This is a genomic window from Pseudomonas sp. E141 (genome assembly GCF_052659885.1).
In genome coordinates this window covers 1,476,138-1,498,276 of the sequence record NZ_CP084024.1, presented here as the reverse complement: position 1 = coordinate 1,498,276, position 22,139 = coordinate 1,476,138, and the positions used below count along the sequence as shown (strand labels likewise).

The 22,139-nt window shown below is 54.4% G+C and carries 17 protein-coding genes; 3 read left to right on the top strand and 14 right to left on the bottom strand.

The annotated features are described in order from the left end of the window. Positions 1 to 12: 12 nt before the first annotated feature. The 5 genes from GKKCFE_RS06790 to kdpF all read right to left on the bottom strand — a co-directional run bounded on the left by GKKCFE_RS06790 (position 13) and on the right by kdpF (position 7,234). Complete coding sequence (locus GKKCFE_RS06790) at positions 13 to 2,664, bottom strand: DUF4118 domain-containing protein (RefSeq protein ID WP_445577648.1); 2,652 nt, start codon at positions 2,662 to 2,664, stop codon at positions 13 to 15. Between the two features lie 83 nt (positions 2,665 to 2,747). Continuing rightward, positions 2,748 to 3,293, bottom strand: coding sequence for a potassium-transporting ATPase subunit KdpC (kdpC, locus tag GKKCFE_RS06785; RefSeq protein WP_445577647.1), 546 nt, complete (start codon positions 3,291 to 3,293; stop codon positions 2,748 to 2,750). A gap of 83 nt (positions 3,294 to 3,376) precedes the next feature. After that, entirely contained in the window at positions 3,377 to 5,431 is a 2,055-nt protein-coding gene (kdpB, locus tag GKKCFE_RS06780; RefSeq protein ID WP_445577646.1) for a potassium-transporting ATPase subunit KdpB, read from the bottom strand. A 10-nt stretch (positions 5,432 to 5,441) separates the two neighbouring features. Further along, on the bottom strand, positions 5,442 to 7,136 hold the full coding sequence (gene kdpA, locus GKKCFE_RS06775; RefSeq protein WP_047226334.1) for a potassium-transporting ATPase subunit KdpA: 1,695 nt from the start codon (positions 7,134 to 7,136) through the stop codon (positions 5,442 to 5,444). Between the two features lie 8 nt (positions 7,137 to 7,144). Then, positions 7,145 to 7,234, bottom strand: coding sequence for a K(+)-transporting ATPase subunit F (kdpF, locus tag GKKCFE_RS06770; RefSeq protein ID WP_047226333.1), 90 nt, complete (start codon positions 7,232 to 7,234; stop codon positions 7,145 to 7,147). 405 nt (positions 7,235 to 7,639) lie between these two features. Here kdpF and eat point away from each other — a divergent pair, with 405 nt between their 5' ends. Further along, positions 7,640 to 9,004 (top strand): ethanolamine permease, encoded by a 1,365-nt coding sequence (gene eat / locus GKKCFE_RS06765; protein WP_047226332.1) that lies wholly within the window; start codon positions 7,640 to 7,642, stop codon positions 9,002 to 9,004. A 119-nt stretch (positions 9,005 to 9,123) separates the two neighbouring features. Beyond that, positions 9,124 to 9,291: a DUF2897 family protein gene (locus tag GKKCFE_RS06760; RefSeq protein ID WP_014337248.1), complete on the top strand. Its 168-nt coding sequence runs from the start codon at positions 9,124 to 9,126 to the stop codon at positions 9,289 to 9,291. Positions 9,292 to 9,471: 180 nt separating this feature from the next. Here GKKCFE_RS06760 and GKKCFE_RS06755 read toward each other — a convergent pair whose 3' ends face one another. After that, positions 9,472 to 10,323, bottom strand: coding sequence for an urea carboxylase-associated family protein (locus GKKCFE_RS06755; RefSeq protein ID WP_173407181.1), 852 nt, complete (start codon positions 10,321 to 10,323; stop codon positions 9,472 to 9,474). 568 nt (positions 10,324 to 10,891) lie between these two features. Here GKKCFE_RS06755 and GKKCFE_RS06750 point away from each other — a divergent pair. Continuing rightward, on the top strand, positions 10,892 to 12,826 hold the full coding sequence (locus GKKCFE_RS06750) for an acyltransferase family protein (protein ID WP_445577645.1): 1,935 nt from the start codon (positions 10,892 to 10,894) through the stop codon (positions 12,824 to 12,826). A gap of 357 nt (positions 12,827 to 13,183) precedes the next feature. Here GKKCFE_RS06750 and GKKCFE_RS06745 read toward each other — a convergent pair whose 3' ends face one another. The 8 genes from GKKCFE_RS06745 to GKKCFE_RS06710 form a co-directional block, all read right to left on the bottom strand. Continuing rightward, positions 13,184 to 14,485, bottom strand: a complete 1,302-nt coding sequence (locus GKKCFE_RS06745; RefSeq protein WP_445577644.1) for an acyltransferase family protein — start codon at positions 14,483 to 14,485, stop codon at positions 13,184 to 13,186. After that, positions 14,467 to 15,108: an acyltransferase family protein gene (locus GKKCFE_RS06740; RefSeq protein WP_445577643.1), complete on the bottom strand. Its 642-nt coding sequence runs from the start codon at positions 15,106 to 15,108 to the stop codon at positions 14,467 to 14,469. The genes GKKCFE_RS06745 and GKKCFE_RS06740 overlap by 19 nt, the downstream gene beginning before the upstream one ends. Positions 15,109 to 15,672: 564 nt before the next feature. Then, positions 15,673 to 16,008, bottom strand: a complete 336-nt coding sequence (locus GKKCFE_RS06735) for a ComEA family DNA-binding protein (RefSeq protein ID WP_139050778.1) — start codon at positions 16,006 to 16,008, stop codon at positions 15,673 to 15,675. A gap of 114 nt (positions 16,009 to 16,122) precedes the next feature. Continuing rightward, entirely contained in the window at positions 16,123 to 18,117 is a 1,995-nt protein-coding gene (locus GKKCFE_RS06730; RefSeq protein ID WP_445577642.1) for a polysaccharide biosynthesis protein, read from the bottom strand. 110 nt (positions 18,118 to 18,227) lie between these two features. After that, the gene (locus GKKCFE_RS06725; protein ID WP_445578030.1) at positions 18,228 to 19,247 is read right to left on the bottom strand and encodes an MraY family glycosyltransferase; all 1,020 of its coding nucleotides are present in this window, start codon (positions 19,245 to 19,247) and stop codon (positions 18,228 to 18,230) included. Between the two features lie 437 nt (positions 19,248 to 19,684). Beyond that, positions 19,685 to 20,860, bottom strand: coding sequence for a DegT/DnrJ/EryC1/StrS family aminotransferase (locus GKKCFE_RS06720; protein ID WP_445578029.1), 1,176 nt, complete (start codon positions 20,858 to 20,860; stop codon positions 19,685 to 19,687). A gap of 63 nt (positions 20,861 to 20,923) precedes the next feature. Next, the gene (locus tag GKKCFE_RS06715) at positions 20,924 to 21,547 is read right to left on the bottom strand and encodes an acetyltransferase (RefSeq protein ID WP_445577641.1); all 624 of its coding nucleotides are present in this window, start codon (positions 21,545 to 21,547) and stop codon (positions 20,924 to 20,926) included. Further along, positions 21,547 to 22,137 (bottom strand): sugar transferase, encoded by a 591-nt coding sequence (locus GKKCFE_RS06710; RefSeq protein ID WP_445577640.1) that lies wholly within the window; start codon positions 22,135 to 22,137, stop codon positions 21,547 to 21,549. The genes GKKCFE_RS06715 and GKKCFE_RS06710 overlap by 1 nt, the downstream gene beginning before the upstream one ends. Positions 22,138 to 22,139: the final 2 nt, after the last annotated feature.

Below are 22,139 nucleotides of genomic sequence, written 5' to 3'. Positions count from 1 at the left end.
ACCCAGCGCCGCTCAGGCTTCATCGTCCAGGCCCGGTTGTGTCTGTAATGGCAGGTGCAGGGTGATGCAGGTTCCGCGCCCGTCCAGGCCGGTGTCCACGCTGATCCGCCCGCCATGGGCACCGACCATGCCCTGACAGATCGCCAGCCCCAGCCCCGTGCCCTGCCCGCCGCGATCCCCGCGCGCAGCGGTATAGAACATGTCGAAGATTTTCTCGCGCTCTTCTTCAGGGATCCCGGGCCCCTCGTCGGCCACGGCGAAAAAAACTTCGCTGTCCGTCGCCCCTGCGCTGAGCAGCAATCGCCCGTGAGTCGGTGAAAATCGTGCGGCGTTCTCCAGCACGTTCACCAAGGCCTGTTCGATCAACGCCGCGTGAACATACAACAACGGCAACTCGGCCGGCACTTCGATGCCCACCGTCAACGGTGCCAGCACCGCCCGCAACCGGTTCAACGCGCTGCCGACGATATCGGCCGGCGACACCCAGTCCCGCGCCAGCTTCAGAGCCCCATGGCCGAGACGAGTCATGTCCAGCAAGTTCTGGATGTAGCGATCCAGGCGCTCAGCTTCATCACGGGTGCCTTCCAGCAGTTCGCGGCGATCGGCCAGCGGGATCGCCTCTCCCAACGCCAACAGGCTGTCGATACTGCCGCGCATGGAGGTCAGCGGCGTGCGCAAATCGTGGGACACCGACGCCAACAACGCACTGCGCAGTTGCTCGGTTTCACCGTGCAGGCGCGCCGCTTCCAGATCCTGGGCCAGTTGCGCCCGAGCCAGGGCCTGCGCCAGTGGTTGACTGAGGGCCGCCAGCAGACGACGCCGCTGGCCGCTCAACGGCTTGCCTTCTTTCGGGCAAACGCCCAGCAACGCCAGCGGGCCCTCCTCTGTCGACAACGGCCACCACCACCAGCGCCCGGACGGCAGCGTCCCGGTGCCGGCGCCGGCCGGTTGGTCGTGTTGCCAAGCCCAATCGGCGGCCGCGCGCTCAGCTTCAGTGAAGGTCAATGGTTCAGCTGTCTCAACCTTCCAGCCGTCCTGGCCGTCACGGTTGAGCAGGCATAGTTGCAGGTCGTGCCAGCCGTTGAGGTGTTGCGCGGCGGCGCTGATCACCGCCTGGCGGTCGGTCGCGGCGGTGAGTTTGCGGGACAGATCAAGCAGCTCGCCGGTTTCCTGCTGGGTCTCGCGTAGCGCCTGCAACTGTCGTCGCTGGCGGGCCGCAAGGTTGCCGGTCAGGGCCGCCATGAGCAAGAAGAACACCAGAGTGAGTACGTCTTCTTCACGCTGGATGGTGAAGGAAAAATTCGGTGGGATGAACAAAAAGTCATAGGCCAGGAACGACAGCGCCGCGCAGGCCAGCGCAGGGCCGAGGCTGCTGCGAACCGCCACCAGCAACACCGCCATCAGAAACACCAGGGAGATATTAGGCAAGGGAAGAAGCCCGGAGACCCCCCAAGCCAGCGCACTGGCCGCCGCCGTCGCCAACAGCGCCAGCACGTAGTCGAAACCAGCCAGGGCGGCGTTTGAACGCTCACGGGCCGCAGGGGGCTGTTCATCGCGATCCAGTACGTTGATTTCCAGCCCCCTGGCATCGCGCAGCAAACGCGAAGCCAAGCCACCACCGAACAGCCGCCGGCGCAGACGCCGCCTGGACTGTCCCACCAGCACCAGCGTAGCGCGACGTTCGGTGGCGTGCTGGATCAAGGTCCTGGCGACTTCACCGGCCCGCAGCAGCACCACCTCCCCGCCCAGGCGCTCGGCCAACTGCTGGGCGTTTTGCAGGCGCTGGCGCGATGGCTCGTCCCGCGTGCTGCCGTTGTCCACGTGTACCAGGCTCCAGGGAAGATGCCGACGCTGGGCGACACGGCTGGCGTGGCGTACCAGACGTTCGGCCTGGGCATCACCGTCAACCCCCACCAACAATCGTCCCCGCACCGCCGGAGCCGCCTGGCCCAGTTGGCGATAGCCCTGGGCAAGATCGTTGTCCACCTGTGCAGCGGCAGTTTGCATGGCCAGCTCACGCAATGCGGTGAGGTTGGTCTGGCTGAAAAATGCATCGATCGCAGCGCGCGCCTGTTCCGGCACATAAACCTTGCCATCGCGCAGGCGCTCCAGCAGCTCGCGCGGTGGCAGGTCGATCAACAGCAGTTCATCGGCCTCCTGCAGGACCCAGTCGGGCAGCGTCTCTCGAACTTGCACGCCGGTGATACCGCGCACCTGATCGTTGAGACTTTCCAGGTGCTGGACATTGACGGTGGTGTAGACATCGATGCCGGCGGCCAGCAACTCCTGAATGTCTTGCCAGCGTTTGGCATGTCGGCTGCCGGGCGCGTTGCTGTGGGCCAGTTCGTCCACCAGCACCAAGGCCGGTCGAGCCGCGAGCAGACCATCAAGGTCCATTTCCTCGAGCATCACACCGCGATACTCCGATCGCACCAGCGGCTGCTGCACCAGACCGCCGAGCAGCGCTTCAGTCTCACTGCGGCCGTGAGTCTCCACCACGCCGGCAACCACCCTGACACTTTGGCGCAGTTGCGTGTGGGCCGCCTGCAGCATGGCGTAGGTCTTGCCCACACCCGGCGACGCACCCAGGAAGACCTTGAGCCGGCCCCGGTCATTGCGGGGCAGCTTGGCTAACAGTGCATCGGCGCGGCCGGAGTCGCTCATGTGTTGGGGTTCTCTTTCAGATGTTGATCAAACGCCCTGTGGGAGCAAAGCTTTGCTCCCACAGGTGCCACTTCCACAGGGGGCTACAGTTTTTCCAGCGCCAGGTTCAACGCCAGCACATTCACCACCGGCGGCCCCACCAGCGGTTGCTCGATGTGAGCGTCGAGCACTTGCTGCACGGACGATATCGGCAGATTGCGTGCGGCGGCGACACGCGCCAGTTGATAGGCAATCGCTGCCGGTGGCAAGTGGGGATCCAGTCCGCTGCCCGAGGTGGTCAGCAGCGCCAACGGCACTGGGCCTTGACCCGGCACTTGCAAGGCCTGGGCGTCACCGATCACCCGTGCGGCCAGGGCCGGATTGCTCGGGGAAAAGTTGCTGGCGCCGCTGGCTACCGTGGCGAAAGCACCCGCCGATGGACGTGGATGGAACCAGGCATCGCCCTGGAAATCCTGGGCGATCAACAGAGAGCCGCGGACCTTGCCGTCGGCATCAACGATCAGGCTGCCGTTGGCCTGGGCGGGAAACGCGACTTGCGCCACGCCCGTAACCAGCAAGGGGTACGCAACGCCGGTGATCAGGGTCATCAGAAGCAATAGGCTCAAGGCCGGGCGTATCAGAGTGAACATCCAGAAATCCTCGAATTGAATGAAACAAGTACCTTGTGGGAGCAATTGCTCCCACAAGGTGAAGGCGAGCGTTGGTTATCCGCTCAAACCAGCCCCAGCGCCGTCAGCAACATGTCGATCGCCTTGATCCCCACGAACGGCACCACGATCCCACCCAGGCCATAGATCAGCAGATTGCGCCGCAGCAGCGCAGCAGCGCTGGCGGCCTGCACCCGCACGCCACGCAACGCCAACGGGATCAGCACCACGATGATCAAGGCGTTGAACACAATGGCCGACAGAATCGCGCTTTGCGGGCTGCTCAGGTGCATCACGTTCAGCACACCCAGTTGTGGATAAATCGAGGCAAATAGCGCCGGCAGGATGGCGAAGTACTTGGCGATGTCGTTGGCGATGGAAAACGTCGTCAAGGCCCCACGGGTCACCAGCAGTTCCTTGCCGATTTGCACCACGTCCAGCAACTTGGTCGGATCGCTGTCCAGATCGACCATGTTGGCCGCCTCTCGCGCCGCCTGTGTGCCGTCGTTCATCGCCATGCCGACGTCAGCCTGGGCCAGGGCCGGCGCATCGTTGGCACCGTCACCACACATCGCCACCAGACGACCGTCATTCTGTTCATGACGGATGCGCGCCAGTTTTTTCTCCGGTGTGGCCTCGGCCAGCACGTCATCGACACCGGCCTCGGCAGCAATGGCGGCGGCGGTGAGCGGGTTGTCGCCGGTGACCATCACCGTGCGAATCCCCAACTTGCGCAGCTCGGCAAAGCGCTCGCGGATACCGGGCTTGACCACGTCCTTCAGATGAATCGCCCCCAGTAGCCTGCCGTCAACGCACACCAGCAAGGGGGTACCGCCGCTCTGGGCGATCTTGTCCACCTCCCGCGCCAGTGCAGGTGGCAGTTCGCTTTTCGACAGGCCGATAAAACTCAGCAGCGAATCCACGGCACCCTTGCGATACACCCGGCCCTGGTAATCGACACCGGACAAGCGGGTTTCAGCACTGAACGGCACAGCGGTCAGCAGTTCGGCGCCAGGCTCGGGTTGCGAATGCAAACCCCGCAGGTACTCGACAATGGACTTGCCCTCCGCCGTGTCGTCGGCCAACGAAGCGAATAACGCGCCTTCGGTCAGTTCCTTGACGCTCACGCCGGGCGCGGCGTGAACCGCGGCACAACGACGATTGCCGAAGGTGATGGTGCCGGTCTTGTCCAGCATCAGCACATGCACGTCCCCCGCCGCTTCCACGGCGCGGCCGGACTTGGCGATCACGTTCAGGCGCACCAGTCGATCCATCCCGGCGATGCCGATGGCCGACAACAGCCCGCCGATGGTGGTGGGAATCAACGTCACCAGCAGCGCCACCAGAAACACCAGCGGCAAATTACCGTTGGCGAAATGCGCGAACGGCTGCAGCGTCACCACCACCAGCAGGAAGATCAGCGTCAAGCCGATCAGCAGAATATCCAACGCCACTTCGTTGGGCGTCTTCTGCCGCTTGGCGCCTTCGACGAGGGCGATCATACGGTCCAGGGTGGATTCACCGGGGTTACTGGTGACGCGCACCAGCAGCCAGTCGGAGACCAGGCGCGTGTTGCCGGTGACAGCTGAACGGTCGCCGCCGGACTCGCGGATGACCGGGGCCGATTCGCCAGTAATCGCCGCCTCGTTCACTGCGGCGATGCCTTCGATCACTTCACCATCGCCAGGAATCATCTCCCCCGCCTCGACGCGTACCACGTCGCCTTTTCGCAGGCGGGTGGCGGCTATCACCTCAAAGCCGTTGGCCGTCTGGCGACGTGCGCTGAGGCCTTCGCTACCGGCCTTGAGACTGTCTGCCCGAGCCTTGCCACGACCTTCGGCCAGGGCTTCGGCAAAGTTGGCGAACAGCACCGTGAACCATAGCCACAGGGCAATTTGCGCGGCAACAAAAGTCGGCACGCTGCTGTCCGGAACGAAACACAACACCGTGGTGAGAATTGCGGTCAGCTCCACCACCAGCATCACCGGGGCGCGGTGCAACTGGCGCGGATCGAGCTTGACGAAAGCTTGCACCAGCGCTGGCCGCCACAAGGCCGAAATCGCGGTTTTCGGTTGCTCCGACGCCTTGGCGACGACGGTTTTGCTCATTGGCATATTCATCATCAGATCCTCAGAAACCCAGGCTCAGGTGTTCGGCAATCGGCCCCAGGGCCAGGGTCGGCAGGAAGGTCAGGCCGCCCACCAACAAAATGGTCACGGTGAGCAGGGTCACGAACAGCGGGCCGTGGGTCGGGAAGCTGTTCGGGCCGATCGGCGCGGTTTTCTTCAGCGCCAGGCTACCGGCCAAGGCCAGCACCGGCAGGATGTAGCCGAAACGACCGATCAACATGCCCAGGCCCAGCATCAGATTGTGAAAGGGTGTGTTGGCACCAAAACCGGCGAAGGCCGAACCGTTGTTCGCACCCGCCGAGGTGTAGGCATACAACAACTGGCTGAAACCATGGGCGCCAGGGTTGCTCACCGCTGCAGCAGGTCCGGGCAGGCTCGCAGCAATGGCCCCCAGCCCCAACACGCTCACCGGCATGACCAACAGGGTTATCACCAGCAGTTGCACTTCCCTGGCAGCGAGCTTTTTGCCCAGGTATTCCGGGGTACGGCCAATCATCAATCCAGCCAGGAACACCGCGATCAGCACGTTCAGCAGCATCCCGTAGAGCCCCGCGCCGACGCCGCCGAAAATGACTTCGCCGACCATCATGTTCACCAGCGAGACCATGCCGCTCAGAGGATTGAGGCTGTCATGCATGCCATTGACCGAGCCATTGGAGGCCGCCGTGGTGGTGACGGACCACAGCACCGTGGCCGTGGTGCCAAAGCGCGCCTCCTTGCCTTCCAGTGGCGCGGTCTGCTCCACCGAAGCGTTATGCAGCGCCGGATTGGGTTGGGATTCGGCCCACAACGAGGTAGCGCCGCCGATCAGAAACAGTACGAGCATGCAGGCGATGATCGCCCGACTCTGGCGCAGGTCCTTGACGTAATGGCCGAAGGTGAACACCAGCGCGGCGGGAATCAGGATGATCGAGGCGACTTCGAACAGGTTGCTCCAGGCCGTCGGGTTCTCGAAGGGGTGTGCCGAATTGACGCCGAAGAAACCACCACCGTTGGTGCCCAGTTGCTTGATCGCGATCTGGCTGGCGGCCGGGCCCAATGGAATCACTTGATCCGCGCCTTGCATCGTCAACCCATGCACATAGTGCGCGAAGGTTTGCGGCACGCCCTGCCACACCAGGAACAGGGCCAGCAACAGGCACAGCGGTAACAGCCCGTAGAGGGTGGCGCGGGTCATGTCGACCCAGAAGTTACCCAGCGTTGCAGCGGATTTGCGCCCAATTCCGCGACACAGCGCCACCAGCACGGCCAGGCCGGTAGCAGCGCTGACAAAGTTCTGCACAGCCAGGCCAAGCATCTGGCTCAGGTAGCTCAACGACGCTTCACCGCTGTAGGACTGCCAATTGGTATTGGTGGTGAAACTCACCGCCGTATTGAATGCCTGGGTCCATTCCATACCCGGCACTTTTTCGGGGTTGAGTGGCAAATGCCCCTGTAACAGCAGAATCGCGAACAACAGCGAAAAGCCGGCCAGATTGAAAGCGAGCAAGGCCAGGGTGTATTTCTGCCAGCTCTGCTCAACGGTGTGATCGACGCCGGCCAAGCGATAGCAACCACGCTCCACCGGGCCAAGAACAGGTGAAAGCCAAGTGCGCTGGCCTTCCATCACCCGGTAGTAGAAACGCCCCAGAAACGGTGCAGGGATCAGCACCAGCGCAAAGAAGGCGAGGATCAGCCCGTAGTCATAACCGTGCATAGCCACTCCTAGTTCCGATCCGCGCGCAACAGCGCAATCAGTAGATAAATGAACAGCGCCGCTGCCAGCAGCAGCGACACCCCGTCCAGAAGGCTCATGGGATTTCTCCGTCGTACGGCGTCATGCCGTGTGTGGAGTGATTGTCGGCAGGGAGGGCGTAAAGGAACGAGATCGAGAGAGGGGTTGGGGGATAAAGAATGTGTAAAAAAGGGGTTGGTGGCTGGCTGGGCGGGCCTCATCGCGAGCAAGCTCGCTCCCACATTTGATCTGTTGTGAATAGAGAGTTTGCCTCCACTGAAGATCCTCTGTGGGAGCGAGCCTGCTCGCGATGAGGCCCGCGCCGGCACTGACGCTCCGAACTGGAGCACAAAATCAGGCCATCCGGCGGCGAACATCCCCGATACGACACAATTTCACCCATTACGACCACAACCGCCACACTGGCACGCCCACTGCACTGCCCCACCCCAGCGCTTTTGCTATGGATCGAGGGGGAGCCACCGATGAACACACAACTCAAACCCACCCTGGGCACCCTGCATCTATGGGGCATTGCCGTCGGCCTGGTGATTTCCGGCGAGTACTTCGGCTGGAGCTACGGCTGGGGCGTTGCCGGAACGCTGGGCTTTCTAGTGACATCATTCATGGTCGCGGCCATGTATACCTGCTTCATCTTCAGCTTCACCGAGCTGACCACCGCCATTCCCCACGCCGGCGGGCCGTTCGCCTACAGCCGCCGGGCATTCGGCGAAAAAGGCGGGTTGATCGCCGGTCTGGCAACGCTGATCGAATTCGTCTTCGCACCACCGGCCATCGCCCTGGCCATTGGTGCCTACCTGAACGTGCAATTCCCGGCCCTGGACCCGAAACATGCGGCGGTCGGTGCCTATATCGTGTTCATGGGCCTGAACATCCTCGGGGTGAAACTGGCGGCGACCTTCGAACTGATCGTCTGCGTGCTGGCGGTAGCCGAACTGCTGGTGTTCATGGGTGTAGTCGCCCCGGCGTTCAGCTTCAGCAGCTTCGCCTTGAACGGCTGGGCCGGTTCCGATGTGTTCGGCGCGCCGGCCATCGCCGGGATGTTCGCCGCAATCCCCTTCGCCATCTGGTTTTTCCTGGCCATTGAGGGTGCAGCCATGGCCGCCGAAGAAGCCAAGGACCCGAAACGCACAATTCCCAAGGCCTACATCAGCGGCATCCTGACCCTGGTGTTCCTGGCCATGGGCGTGATGTTCTTCGCCGGAGGCGTGGGCGACTGGCGCACCCTGTCCAACATCAACGACCCGCTGCCCCAAGCCATGAAAACCGTAGTCGGCGAAAGCTCCGGCTGGTTGCACATGCTGGTGTGGATCGGCCTGTTCGGCCTGGTGGCAAGCTTCCACGGCATCATCCTCGGCTACTCGCGCCAGTTCTTCGCCCTCGCCCGCGCCGGCTACCTGCCCGCCTCCCTCGCCAAACTGTCACGCTTCCAGACCCCGCACCGGGCCATCATCGCCGGCGGCCTGATCGGCATCGCGGCGATCTACAGCGACGGCCTGATCAACCTCGGCGGCATGACCCTGACCGCAGCGATGATCACCATGGCGGTGTTCGGCGCGATCGTCATGTACATCATGAGCATGCTCAGCCTGTTCAAACTGCGTAAAACCGAACCCAACCTGGAACGCACCTTCCGGGCGCCGGGTTATCCGATCATCCCGGGTATCGCCCTGGTACTGGCAGTGGTGTGCCTGGTAGCGATGGCCTGGTTCAATGCCCTGATCGGGCTGATCTTCCTCGGTTTCATGGCGGTAGGCTTCTTGTACTTTGTGCTGACCGCACAACTGCGCGCCGATGCCCCGGCCGATGCGATGCTCACCGGGCTTTGAGGTGAACCCGGCACAACGGGCGTAGTATGGAACCACTGCGAACAACCTTCGCTCATAAGTGGTAGGTGCGATGGACAGGCGAAACGTTCGTCGTCCATCGCCCCCTCAAGGAGAACCCTATGCCCTGGTACGCCTGGTTAATTCTGATTGTTGCAATCGGCTCGATCGTGGGTGGCTTGATGATGCTGCGTGACACCGCCCACAAGGTCGAACTGACGGATGAACAACGCAAGCGTGTTGCCGAGCGCAATGCCGAGATGGATGCGAAGGAGGCCAAGGATCGTTGAGCCGTTACAGTGCTGATTGCATGACGCTTTTGTGGCGAGGGAGCTTGCTCCCGCTGGGGCGCGAAGCGGCCCTGAATCTGCTGGCGCGGAGTGTCAGGCTAATCGGGTTTTGACTGTTGGGGCTGCTACGCAGCCCAGCGGGAGCAAGCTCCCTCGCCACAAAAGCCAGCGCTTGCTACATCACTGTTCCCAATCAGCCTTGGCAATCTGCAAGCCATGCAACCCCTTGTACGCCGCCCGCTCAGGCTGGCTCCAGCCCGCCAGCAAGGAATCCTCCAATCGATAGATCTCCACCCCCAGCGGACGGCAGACACTGAGGGGATCCTGCGCATCCGGCCCCCACATCGCGAGCGACAGATCGCCGCCGGGGCAAGTGGACAAGGCACACAGCAAATCGATCTCGGCAAAAAACTCCAAATAATCGCCCTTCTTCGCCGGACAGGCCTTCATGAAGTACATGTCATCATGATTGAGCCCAGTACATTGGAAAATATTCAACACATCGTGCACATCGAACTCGGTCAGGCCATGGGGTAATACCGCACGGGTCAGGTTCGAGTGGCAATGATGGTGAAAATCCTCGCCGGTGAGCATCCTGTTCACGTACGGATCACAGCGCGTACCCAGCAGATCGTGCAACCGTCCACCGTGCTCGTCGATGCCATAATCGGCCAGACTGTCATCGGTAATGGTCACCAATGGACGCAAGAATGGCAGGTTCGACCACAACCGATCATGAGTGCTGACATGAGCGCCCTGCAGCTGACGCGTGCGCGCAGCCCACAGACGCTCCCGTGGATCGTGGGCATTCCACACGTTGAAGTCCCCCACCTGCGGGCCCACCGGAGTCGTAACGCGGAACACATGACCGGCAGGTACGTGCCAAGCGCGGCCGGTGCGGATGGGGACCTCGAACTGTTCGATCAGAGTGCGCTTGTCCTGCTGGGTGCGGATGCGGTCGTAGAAGGGTTTGTCCACTTGCAGAGCCGAGCCTTTGCTGACTTGGTAGGCGGCTGGGTAGTTTTTGTGCATAGGGTGGGTCCTTAATCGGTGGTGATGGGTGAGCCAGCAATTGCAGAAGCAGCAGTTGCTCGGAATCGCCGAGATAAATGCTCATCGCTTCGTGCGCTGTGCGCTTGTCGTCATAGCCCAGCCAGTGATGAATTTGCGGATCGCGAGCAAGACAAGGCGCTGGAAACACGGCTCATCGGGCATAAGCCATAGGCTTCTGCTCGTTCGGCCCTTTCGTCAAAAAAATACTACGACCTCCGCTAACTTCTAACTACGACTTGCAACGTCGCCCTCTCAGGCAGATTACGAGATACACCAGGTAAGAACGTAATCCTTCTCTGTGCGACCGCCTGATCAACGCTGGCTGACTTTTGACCACCAATGCTTCGCGATTTATGGCCCGCTCGCCCTGACGGCCTCGTCTTGTATCCGGATCTTGATCATGGACGCACGATTGCGATTCACGCTCCTAACCACATCCCGTCACCATCATACGCTACCCATATGTCAGGCCTGACACGTACAGCATTCACTTGTAGAATCTTACCCCTAATCAAATTGCCCCGGCGAAGCCACAGAAAGGGAATTAATGCACAGCAAAAACACAAATTACCGACCTGACATAGACGGCCTTCGCGCGGTAGCTGTCATCCTAGTGTTGTTGTTTCATTTAGATCTTGGCGTACCCGGGGGATTTGTCGGGGTGGATGTTTTTTTTGTGATTTCCGGCTTCTTGATAACCGCCGTAATCAGAGCATCGGTAGTTTCTAATCGATTTTCACTTACAGATTTCTACGCACGTCGCCTACTTCGATTGCATCCTGCACTAATCATCACCGTCGCCCTGTCTTTGGTGGCAGGATTTATTTTGATGGATCCAGGATCGTTGAGTAGCCTGGCCAGATCAGCTCAATACTCACTACTGTCGATCTCAAATTTTTATTTTTGGTTGAACCAGGGATACTTCGATGCCGACGCTAAGACACAACCATTGCTTCACACTTGGTCATTGGCAATGGAATGGCAGTTTTATCTGATCTGGCCTGCCATAATTTGGGGACTTCTCAAATGTAAAAAAAACACACTCACTTTGACCTTGTCGATCATTACGCTGACCTCCCTTACCGCATCACAAATAATGATAGGAATTGATTCCTCAGCAGCCTACTACATGATGCCGTTTCGAATTTTCGAGCTGTCACTCGGTGCCATTCTAGTAATTACACCGCGAATCCGAGAAAATGCGACTTTGGCTGAAGCAGTCTTTCTATTCGGAATCCTTCTTACCCTCGCTTCTCCCTTCTTCCTTAACAGCCAGTCCCCTTTTCCGGGACTTTTAGGACTGATTCCTTGCATTGGCGCGGCGGCATGTATTTATGCAGGAGAGCAAAGTAAAATAGCAGCAGTATTGCGGACAAAGCCTATGGTCGCGATGGGGTTGATCTCATACTCAGTTTATCTCGTGCACTGGCCGATGATCGTCTTCTTCAAGTATTACGTTTTTCGGGAAATTACTACGCCCGAAAAACTCGTACTCCTCATCTCATCTATTGCTGCAGGTATTGCCCTATACAAATTTATTGAAAAGCCATTCATGACCCAAAAAAGGACATCGAGGCTTCGGGGATATATATTTATATCAACATCACTAGCTTTGATCAGCGCAACAACCACCTATACGATGTCATCTAGCGGGGTGCCATCAAGAATTCCAGAGAGCCTTATGCCCCCTTATAACAACCCCGCAGAGTTCCATATAATAAATTATGGCGGACATGGAATAAAAACATTATCTAGACTTGGCGATACTGGTGGTGAGTTAATAGGGGTGCTAGCTGGAGATAGCTTTGCCCACCAATATGCCGGAGGTCTTAGGGAGATACTAAAATCAGAGAACCGCTCGATTTATGGTATTTTCAGGCACGGCTGTTTGTTATCTGATGAATACACAGTCAAAAGAAACAACGAGCCGCGCGCCGAATGCGGTGTATCCTACAGAGGCGCCATAAAACTACTAAAGGGAAACAATCTTGCATTTATTGTAGCTTATGATTGGAACCGCTATAAAAATGTTATTTCTCGTACCGACGGTAGCTTCGTGGACACGAAAAATGCCACCTCCTACCTTAAAGTTATTGAAGATATACTAACCAAGACCAGAAAAGATATCGGAAATCGCAAGTTTATAATTATTGGAACGCACCCACATCCGGACCGACAGTTCAACCCCGTTTCCTGTATGATGCGACCAACGTACTTTGATCAGCCTTGCCAAGAAAAGCTAAACTACAGACTCGCCGACACCAGCTCAGTGAAAATTAATTCGCTATTAAAGGAATTTGCTCAGTCGCATCCCAATACCTACTATGTAGATACAGAAAAATCTCTTTGCAATAAAGGCGTCTGCAGAACGAAAGAAAATGGGAAACTCCTACTGTCTGACTCAACGCACCTATCGTTAGATGGTTCTAGACAGGTAGCAAGCCGTTTACTACATGACATCCAGTCATTCTTGAATCCATAAATGGCGCAGCTTGTGATAGATAGCTATCCGGAACTATACATCCAACGATACGCGCTTAATAGCTCGCTCCCCTCTTCGCCGCGCACCATGGTGGTTCGACTTCAGACCGATGGCCGCGTAGCCCTCACCTCGCCAGTCTAGCTTGTAGTCGCCGTGCAGATCCATCTTAACAAGGTGCAGATTGCAAAAAAGATAATTTTGTCGGCTAAACCCCACCCAACTTCGTCGTATAACGCGCGCACGAGGATGAGGACTACTTCTCGGTTCCGGATATATTCTTTCACCGGACAAAAGAATCCCGGCTTGCGACCTTACAATGACAAGTACAAACTTAATTGTGCAGATGTTAAGTTCATCCTAGTTACTGTCGATTGAAGACCGGTCAAATCCTTTAAGCAGATCAGGATTATCTCTAACGATTGATGCGCCGATAAAATTCGATCCATTAACATTAAGATGGTTTCGATCGCGATAGAGTAGATGACCATTCCTAGCCATCCCGCACTTGTCATCCTTGCACACATATTGGCTAAGAGAAATGTATTTGACTCGCGGGTCGTGCCTCGAAACATTTAGAAGCTGCTCCCTGTAAACATTTAGCTCTCTATTTGCATCGCTTATGGAAATGGTGCAACCGTTTTTCAGATATTCGGCATCGGTTATACATTTTTTTGGATCAAATGGAAACCTTGGAATATCATCAACTATGTATACTTCTTTGCCACTTGCCAACAGCGATTCGGAGGAAGCAAAAACCTCGTGCTCCACGGTGGAATCGTGTGGAACCTGACTAAGGCGCTTGATCCAATGCATAGTAATTAGGACTTTTTTTGTTGAGTGGCTACCAACAATAAAATTATAGATTTCCGTAAACTCTGAATTACTAACAAAAGGAGGACTCCCCTTTATATAGTATGCAACATTTAAATTCGGCAGAGCTCTTGCCAACCCATTAAATAGGTGCTCAGCATGACTATCACCGATAATCGCTATATCAATATTAGAACTAGGTTTTGACTGCATACACCTTATATGCCCCTTATAAACAAGAGCATTATCCCTGACCGTCTTTTCTGTGCACGTATAGTAATTATTGCTCAGATAATCAAAATATTTTTCATGCCCTAAATCTCCAGCCACTTGCTTAAGCCCCCTGACATCCTTTGCTCCGCCTTTATATACATAAAAACCACCAATACCCACGAAAGACATTAGAAAGAGCAAAACCAGAACCGCGCCGGCGCGTGGAGATGTTCGTACGGGCGTTTCAACAAATTTATATGTAAGCCATGCCAGCACCAAGGAGGTGACAACGGCCAATGCTCGATATTTACTACCTGGGGTCTCACCCTGAGTCACGCTAGCTAGCGATAGCAGAGGCCAGTGCCAGAGGTAGAGCGGGAAGCTGATGAGACCAACCCAAACGGAAAACTTATTGGCCAGCACGATGCGACTTGCTTTCGAACCGCCACCCGGCCCGATCAGCAATAATGCTGCTAGCACAGGTATCAACGCCCAAGCTCCAGGAAAATTTTTACTTTTATCGATTAGTAAAAAACCCAATCCCAGCAGCACAAAAGCAACTAAAGCGCATATCTCTGGAATCCAGCCAGAGCGAATGTTTGAACCAATCCCTTTCTTTACACTAAAATAAGCCACCCCCCCCCAACGGCCAACTCCCAAAATCTCGTTAATGGCGAATAAAACGCTCCCACCGGATCAACATGAACCATCGTTACGCTAAAATAAAATGATATAATAAATAATAATACAGGAACGAGCGCTAAAGATGCTCTCCTGAACTGCCAAGCTAACCATAAAACAAAAGGCCACACCAAATAGAACTGTTCTTCAATCCCAAGACTCCAAAGGTGCAAAAGCGGCTTCATTTCGGCAGCGGAGTCAAAATAACCTGATTCACTCCACAGTACCAGATTTGCAACAAATCCAGCTCCAGACGCCGCATGCTTTCCTAACTGCTGAAACTCGGAGTCTATAAGAAAAAACCAGCCAAAAAGCAAACACGAAAAAAGGACAAGTAACAGGGCCGGAAATATCCTTCGGATACGTCTTGCATAGAAATCAAGAATGCTGAATGAATCTCTAGAGAGGCTTTTGATTAGAATACCGGTAATTAAATACCCTGATATGACAAAAAAAACATCTACACCAATAAACCCGCCCGGAAAATCTCTCGGAAATGCGTGATACAGCACAACTGCCAAAACAGCTACAGCACGTAGACCATCAATGTCTGGCCTATATTTTAGGTAAGTACTCATGTTTGCCTACGCCTGGCTATCAGAAAATCATTGCTGATCTCCGATGAGATTGCAAAGTCGTCAAGTTTAGCGTTATGTAAAGTAGTCAGCAATCGCTTACCGCGCTTTTGCACATCGCTACGCCATTGGAAATCGGCAGCGCCGCATCAAGCTATGGTCAGTATAGACTTACTTCGTCATGTCAAGAGGAAGTGGCAATACCCGAAAAGGCCAGATGACAATGAAATAGGTACGCTGACATATTATCTGAAGGAAACCATGCTGAGGGCATAGCGTACCATCTCGATCAACACTTTACGGAAGAGTTCACATCCCCGGTACCACCGAAGAGGCCCTACGAGCTGCCTTAGGAGCCTCAGACCTCAGCACTATTGATACTCGCTATGCAATAACCTGAATGCTGTGGTCAATCAATCTGGCACCACCCCCTGATCAGTGAGGTGCTAGAGTAGGAACCAAAGGACATCTCCCAATACGTTCTCTCGGCCTTTGACATCGCCTGGCTTTCCCCGCCCGACGCAAAAAGGCCAGTCATACCAGACCGGCCTCTTTCACTCTCACACCTTAGTTCACCTCCAGCTTGTCACGATTCCTATCGAGAATCGCCTTGCCAATCCCCTTGACCTCCAGCAACTCCTCTACCGAAGAGAAGACTCCATTACTCTCGCGATACGCAACAATCGACTCAGCCTTGGCCTTGCCTATCCCGGCCAGCTCGCGTTGTAGCGTAGCGGCGTCCGCCACGTTCAGATCCACCTTGGCGCCTTGCGGTTTAGCCGACAACTCCAGTGCCTGCGGCGCCGCCGTCATCTCTGGCTTGACCGCGGGCGCAGCGATAACAGCTATAGAGGCGCTGGTCAGAAGGGCAAAAACCAGAGAGTAGAAATAGCCTGTACGCATAAGTGACGCTCCATGACATCGTTAAGAGAGAAGCAGCTTTTCCGAAGCTGCTTCTCAAACTTAGGCGACGATAGGGGACTGTCAAAAGTGTGTACGTTACAGGGTGTGTAACAATCAGGGTTCGAGGCGGCGCTGCTGGTAGATCCAGTCGACGATCTCACCGTCCGGGGCGTAGCCACTGACGGTATCGCGCAGCAACTGACGGACTCTGGCGTAGTCATCGTGTTCGATGGCAGCCAGCAGCTCCGCCAGCCGGGCCTTGAGCACATCCCAGGGCAGGTGATCTTCGTTGGCACTCATGATCATCGGATGCCGGGTCGCGACAACGTTATCGCCAATCAACAACTCCTCGTAAAGCTTCTCGCCAGGACGCAGGCCTGTGAACTCGACTGAAATGTCGCCATGGGGGTTCTTTTCCGAACGAACACTCAAGCCAGACAGGTGAATCATCTTCTCCGCCAGCTCGACAATCTTCACCGGCTCCCCCATGTCCAGTACAAACACATCGCCCCCCAAGCCCATGGAGCCGGCCTGAATCACCAACTGAGCGGCCTCGGGAATGGTCATGAAATAACGCGTGATCTTGGGATGCGTAACGGTTAACGGGCCGCCGGATTTGATCTGTTTATGGAACAGCGGAATAACCGACCCTGACGAGCCCAGTACATTGCCAAACCGGACCATGGTGAAGCGGGTTTTATTAACGCGCGAGACATTGGACTTATCGCCAAACAGCACAGGCGCCAGTTCACGACTCAGAGCCTGCAAGGTCAGTTCTGCAAGGCGCTTGGTGCTGCCCATAACGTTGGTGGGGCGCACGGCTTTGTCGGTGGAAATCAATACAAAATTCGATACGCCCGCCTGCAGCGCGGCTTGTGCGGTATTCAACGTCCCGATCACGTTGTTCAAGACACCTTCAGCAATATTGTGCTCAACCATGGGTACATGCTTATAAGCGGCGGCGTGATAGACCGTGTCAACATTCCAGGTCTTCATCACGTCAAGCAACTTGTCCTGATCTCGTACCGACCCTAGGATGGGTAACATACGTACTGATAAGGATTCTCGGGCGATTCGCGGTTCGAGCTCTGACAGAATGCTGTAGAGATTGAACTCACTATGCTCAAGCAGTAGCAATATTTTTGGCTTGAGCGCCAGGATTTGCCGACAAAGCTCTGAGCCGATCGATCCCCCAGCCCCAGTCACTAGAACCGACTGTCCCAAAATGCAATGCTCAAGCAGCTCCGCCTGAGCAGGCACCGGGTCGCGCCCAAGGAGATCAGCGATATCCACTTCCTGGATATCATCAACTTTGACTCGGCCGCTAGCCAAATCCATAAAACCCGGAACACTACGTACATGCAGTGGAAAACCTTCAAGCAGCGTTAATATCTCCCGTCGACGGCCTCGAGACGAAGATGGAACAGCTAGCAGAATTTCCTGCGCCCCCGTGGTATCGATCATCTTTTGGATATGTTTGGGCTCATAGACCTGCAACCCGGCAATGACACGGTCTGCGATACTGCTATCATCGTCGATGAAAGCAACCGGGCGCATCACTCGCCCCATGCGCAACGCTGCCACAAGTTGATTACCAGCGGCTCCCGCCCCATAAATGGCAACTTTTGGCAGCCCGTCATCACGGCTGGTAAACGGCACATGCTGGGCAGCGGTGAACCAATCCCCCAGGAAATACTGACGCATCATCAACCGCAAGCCACCGATCATTATCAAACTCAACCACCAATAGTTAAAGATAATGGAGCGGGGGACCATCGTTTTATGGTTGCTGTACCAATAAACAAGCAAAGCGAGGAGCAAGGCAGAGAGGCTAACCGCCTTGCAAATAGTGATTAATGCGTCATTGCCAAAATAGCGCATAACGGCACGATACATGCCAAAGCGGATGAAAATCGGAATGGCGATGATAGGAGCGGATGCAAAAAGCCAAAGATGCGTTTTGATAGGGCTGACCAATTCCTCGATACCCAGCCGAACGATGAAAGCCAGCCATAAGGCTATCCAGACCAACACGATATCCGTAGCCGCCTGGATCGCGCGCTTATGGCGTCTCGGCAACCCAAGCATGGCGGCCCTTAATTTGTCCATAACCCTTTCTTGCACCTTGGCCAGCTCCTAAAAAGCATTTCTACGTAGGGCAGCCATGTGCCCACGCACTTGAAACCACTACATACAAAAAAATGAACATTACTCCAAAATCAGGTTTTTTCAAGGGCCCCTGCATGAAACTTGACTGCTAAAAGCAAAAGTGGCGTGTAGGCCAATAATAAAACCGAGGCCCCATCCCAATTCCACAGCGCAACAGATAGCGCCAAAGGTAATAACCAAAGTAAATTAATCGCAGCAACCGCAAAGGTCACAGGGGGATGTGTGCCATAATGGCGAGAAGCAAATTGATAAGCATGAGTGCGATGCCCTTCATATACCTTATCACCTCGTAATAGACGGCGTAAGAGAGTGAATGATGCGTCAACAATAAAGACACCAAGTAGAATCAGCCAGGCCCACAATAGCTGGGAGGAAGCCCACGCTGCCTGGACTGAAAACAGGCCCATCATAATGCCAAGGAATCCGCTACCTGCGTCCCCCATAAAAATTTTTGCGTAAGGGAAATTCCAGTAGATGAAGCCTGCCACTGCCATTGCGAGCAGCAACGGCGGCGCGATGAGCGTATCGAAGCCACACACCCAATACAAAAAACTGGCGCCAAGACAAGTACAGATGGCTTCAACACATGCAATACCATCTATACCGTCCATAAAATTATAAAGATTGAGCATCCAAACCAAGTAAAAAACCGCAAGAACGTTTCCTAGCCAGCTCAAATCGATCACAAGATAAAATATTGTAATTGCTGGTAACCCACCTAGCCAATAAAGCGCCCAAACTGATGCCCCAAAATGCCCAAACAGTCGCCAACGGATGGCGATGTCCCTGTGATCATCAAGAAAACCAAGTATGGCCACCGCCGCCCCCGCACCCAACATCGCCCACGCAGTTTTCCAAGGCAGTAAATCAGCGACTGCCAAGAGCGGTAATGCAAATATAAAGCTAAAGACGAATGCTATCCCGCCTCCACGAGGTGTTGGAGTCTCGTGCGAACTACGAGCATTTGGACTATCGATGAAGCTCCGCGTCAGTGCGTAACGCCCCCATAACCAAGTTAGCACCGCCGAAAAACCACAGACAATCAAGGGAAAAAAAATATACACGTCCAGTACCGAGCCTCGTCTAAAGCTGGATTCAAGCTATCAGGTCTCTTCCTTAAGCATTTACACACCCTGCACATACCTACCCAGGATCCAGTACGTTTCACTGATTTCCATCTAGCAAGCACAATCCTAATCGGACAACATTATCAATTGGAGCTTCAACGCGTCATACGGCCTATGTGAAGTAACCAGTTCGAAAAAATTCAAAGTACTACACTGGGCGGCATACGCTACTAACTTATGAAAAATACCGCGCGATCACTCATCACTTTAAAAATTATTCCTCCGCGATCGGTATATCCATTTAACGTTTCGTCTTTGATTACCCGAATCCGCTCCCCTATAGAAAAGAGCGGAAAGCAGAAGGCGACAACGAAATTTATAAAATATTAAGCATGTGTATTAAGCTGAAAAACACTTAATACAAGATAGCCGCCACCCAATTAATTCGTTGCTTCACTCATTACAGACTCTAAGACATCACAGGTTTTAGAGATTTCTGACTCAGTCAATGTAGGATGCACCATAAACATAAGACTAGTTTCACCTAACTCTTTAGCCACTTCCAATCGTTGGGCAGGACGCCAAACTGTGTTATCGAATGCTTTTTCTAGGTAAACCTCGGAGCATGATCCCGAAAAACAGGGCACTCCACGACTGGAAATTTCAGCCAGAATTCGATCACGATTCCAGTCAGCTTTAAGCTTCTCAGGTCGCACAAAAACATAACATTTGTATGCCGCATGGACAACATTGTTCGAAACGACTGGTACCCTTAAACCATCGCATCCCCGTGCACGTTCCCAGATTTTTTGAGCGTTATACAATCTCCTTGAATGCCAGTTCTCCATCCGACTTAGCTGAATTCGGCCAATCGCCGCTTGCACTTCAAGCATCCGCCAGTTGGTTCCAAAGCTGTCGTGGAGCCAACGAAAGCCGGGCTGATGTTCTCGCTCGTATACCGCCTCCCAGCTCTTCCCATGATCTTTAAACGACCACATCCGAGACCATAGCTCACGATCATTGGTGGTGACCATCCCTCCCTCACCACCAGTGGTCATGATTTTATCTTGGCAAAAAGACCAAGCGCCAATATCTCCAATAGAACCTACCGGCTTTCCTTTGTATGTAGCACCATGAGCCTGCGCGCAATCCTCGACTACCTTAATAGCAAACTCATTAGCCAGAGACATTATTGGATCCATATCGCAAGGCCAACCCGCTAGATGGACACAAATGATTGCTCGGGTCCGAGAGGTCACCACCGCTCGAATGGAGTCAGCTGTAAGATTCTGCGTATCTCGGTCAACATCAGCAAAAATAGGAGTTGCACCGCAGTTAACTATACTTGACACAGAAGCGAGAAAGGTACGAGATGTAACAATAACCTCGTCTCCATTGCCAATATCTAACGCTTTTAAGGCCAAATCCAAAGCCACAGTGCCGTTGGCAACAGCGACAGAATAATTGACACAAGCCCAAGCAGCAAATTCTCTTTCAAACTCACGACACTGCTGTCCGGTCCAATAATTTACTTTATTAGACAATATGACTGCTCGTACCGCATCTGCTTCTTCATCGGTGAAAGAAGGCCAAGGGGAAAATGGAGTATTAAGCACAACCTTACCTATATAGATAGTCAGCGACACAAAACAAGTGCCACCTAGCAAAAATTATATAACTCAACTAATCAAGCGTACAGCCGGAACACCTACTACAGTATGACCTGCCTCTATATGATGTACCACCGCTGCTCCAGCACCAACAATAGCTTTGCTGCCTATATTTATTTTCTGCTTCACATTAGCACCAATCCCTACCCAAGATAGATCCCCCACCGTCACGGATCCAGCAAGTCGCGCTCCAGGACTAACATGAACAAACTCACCTAAAATACAATCATGATCAACACTGCATGCGGTGTTTAGAATAGCACCAAGTCCAACGTGAGTCCCTGCATTGACTATCGCACCCGCAAAAACTACAGAGCCGGGGCCGATAGTTGCATATTGGCTCACAGTAGCAGAGGGATGCACAAGGGTAACGAGCTTGGCATTGAGCTCGATCAGTTCTTTCATTTTTTCCTGTCGAGTTTGATTATCTCCAATGGCGACGATGACGCCCGAAAACATATCAAGTGTTTCCATCAAGGTATTAGTATTTCCCTGAACAGGCCAAACACCATTATGCTGCAATATGGGCCAGGCATCATCAAAAAAAATCACCGCCCCCCAACCCAAAGACTCGGCTGTATCCGCTACCACTTTACCATGTCCGCTAGCACCCAATATTGCCAACTGGTTCACTATTGTTCTCCCTTGAATTTAGACATGGTTACTTCTCCCTCAGCCGCAATACCCTCTCTGAGCAACACCTTCCTTAGAGTAAGAACTATTATTTTTGCGTCCAGCCAAATGGTATGATTATCGACATACCAGATATCGAGAGCAAATTTATCTTCCCAGCTTAGTGAGTTACGACCATTGATCTGCGCCCATCCCGTGATACCAGGTCTAACTTCATGTCGACGCAATTGTTCAGGGCTATAAAGCGGTAAATATTCTAGAAGCAAAGGGCGGGGACCCACAAGACTCATGTCGCCCAACAGTACATTCCAGAGCTCCGGCAACTCATCTAAACTGGTAGAGCGCAGGAAGCTTCCAAAAGATGTAAGGCGCAATGCATCAGGAAGAGGTTGACCGGAAGCGTCGTTTAACTCTCGCATAGTCCGAAATTTAATCATTTTAAAGGGCTTTCCATTCAAACCTGGTCTAAGCTGATGAAAAAATACCGGACCGCCAAGTTTGAAGCGAATCAAAATAGCACAAACCAAAATTATCGGTAATAGACCCAAAAGCCCGAACATCGAAAAAAACACATCAAATATACGTTTCATTT

Coding starts and splice junctions, on each gene's coding strand:
- GKKCFE_RS06790 (WP_445577648.1), bottom strand. CDS start 2,664: ATGAGCGACTCCGGCCGCGCCGATGCACTGTTAGCCAAGCTGCCCCGC.
- kdpC (WP_445577647.1), bottom strand. CDS start 3,293: ATGTTCACTCTGATACGCCCGGCCTTGAGCCTATTGCTTCTGATGACC.
- kdpB (WP_445577646.1), bottom strand. CDS start 5,431: ATGAATATGCCAATGAGCAAAACCGTCGTCGCCAAGGCGTCGGAGCAA.
- kdpA (WP_047226334.1), bottom strand. CDS start 7,136: ATGCACGGTTATGACTACGGGCTGATCCTCGCCTTCTTTGCGCTGGTG.
- kdpF (WP_047226333.1), bottom strand. CDS start 7,234: ATGAGCCTTCTGGACGGGGTGTCGCTGCTGCTGGCAGCGGCGCTGTTC.
- eat (WP_047226332.1), top strand. CDS start 7,640: ATGAACACACAACTCAAACCCACCCTGGGCACCCTGCATCTATGGGGC.
- GKKCFE_RS06760 (WP_014337248.1), top strand. CDS start 9,124: ATGCCCTGGTACGCCTGGTTAATTCTGATTGTTGCAATCGGCTCGATC.
- GKKCFE_RS06755 (WP_173407181.1), bottom strand. CDS start 10,323: ATGCACAAAAACTACCCAGCCGCCTACCAAGTCAGCAAAGGCTCGGCT.
- GKKCFE_RS06750 (WP_445577645.1), top strand. CDS start 10,892: ATGCACAGCAAAAACACAAATTACCGACCTGACATAGACGGCCTTCGC.
- GKKCFE_RS06740 (WP_445577643.1), bottom strand. CDS start 15,108: ATGAGTACTTACCTAAAATATAGGCCAGACATTGATGGTCTACGTGCT.
- GKKCFE_RS06735 (WP_139050778.1), bottom strand. CDS start 16,008: ATGCGTACAGGCTATTTCTACTCTCTGGTTTTTGCCCTTCTGACCAGC.
- GKKCFE_RS06730 (WP_445577642.1), bottom strand. CDS start 18,117: ATGGACAAATTAAGGGCCGCCATGCTTGGGTTGCCGAGACGCCATAAG.
- GKKCFE_RS06710 (WP_445577640.1), bottom strand. CDS start 22,137: ATGAAACGTATATTTGATGTGTTTTTTTCGATGTTCGGGCTTTTGGGT.